This is a genomic window from Microvirga sp. GCM10011540 (assembly GCF_042650665.1).
Classification (GTDB): domain Bacteria; phylum Pseudomonadota; class Alphaproteobacteria; order Rhizobiales; family Beijerinckiaceae; genus Microvirga; species Microvirga lenta.
This window is the reverse complement of sequence record NZ_JBHSBQ010000069.1, coordinates 1-1,127: the sequence shown is the minus strand read 5'-3', so window position 1 is coordinate 1,127 and position 1,127 is coordinate 1. Positions and strand designations below refer to the sequence as shown.

The 1,127-nt window shown below is 53.5% G+C and carries 1 protein-coding gene and 1 pseudogene; both read left to right on the top strand.

Going from position 1 to position 1,127, the window contains the following annotated elements:
- Positions 1 to 127: pseudogene (locus ACFOYU_RS15275) on the top strand (IS481 family transposase); the annotation flags it as partial.
- Between the two features lie 281 nt (positions 128 to 408).
- On the top strand, positions 409 to 1,127 hold a 719-nt coding region (locus ACFOYU_RS15270), incomplete at its 3' end, for a cache domain-containing protein (RefSeq protein ID WP_377034251.1).

The window sequence follows — 1,127 nt, the reverse complement described above, 5'->3', positions numbered from 1 at the left end:
CTTCGCTCGAAGGCTCAAGACCCTCAAAGGGCTCACACCCTACGAGTTCATCTGCAAAACCTGGCTCAAGGAACCCAAACGCTTCAAACTTGATCCGGTCCATCAAATGCCGGGACTGAACATCTAGTGGGCATTTATTGGTCTGAAATGAACCAATAGTTCTAAAGCAGAATTGAACCCGGCCGAGCATCACCATTGCCGTCTTATTCTATTCGATAGACACAGTCGCAAACCCTATCGGCAATCGTAGTCTGTCCGATTAACCTTGCATTATTACATTAGTGTAACGGTGCAAGACCTGAGTTTTCGTGCCACAGGGGCGCGAGTCTCCTGCGGCGATGCAGGCAGGTCCACAAAGAAGAGATGATTGTCCAAAATTCCCCCGCTCGAAAGAGGGTAGCGAGTATTGTGTCCAGTGTTACCAGCCGCTTCTATGCGGGCATCGCTGCGGGCATCCTCGCACTGATAGTGCTGGCGATTTACGGATCGCTCACAATTTCCAGCATCTTGCTCGAGAGGAAACAGGCAGAGCTCAAGAGCCTTGCTCAGTCCGCGACTACTCTCATTGCGGGCTTTGAGGAGCGTGCCAGGAAAGGTGAGTTTTCCGTCGATGAGGCCAAGAAGCGCGCGGCCGATACTCTGCGTACGATGCGTTATAACGGAAATGATTACTTTGTGGTACTCGACTACACGAACTTCGTTGTGATGCATCCAAACAAAGGCACTGAGGGCAAGAACCTCTCTGATGTGAAGGATGCCAACGGAACTTACGTTACCCGTGAGCAGGTTGAGGCCGGTAAGAAGGGGGGCGGCTTCGTGAACTTCCTCTGGCCGAAGCTGAACGAGACAGTGCCTTCTCCGAAGACCGTGTACGCCGTGTCCTTCCCTGAGTGGGAATGGGTTGTAGCCGCAGGCATGTATATCGATGATCTGGCGGCAATCAACGCCACTCACCGGAACGTGTTCCTCGCCTTTGTCGGTGTATCCGCTCTGGTTCTGGTTGGCCTCGCGTTCGCTCTTGGCCGCAGCATCTCCAGGCCGATCAACAGGCTCACGAGCAACATGCGTTCTCTGGCGAACGGCGACCTTGCTGTGACCATTGACGGCACAAAGCGCAAGGATGAGAT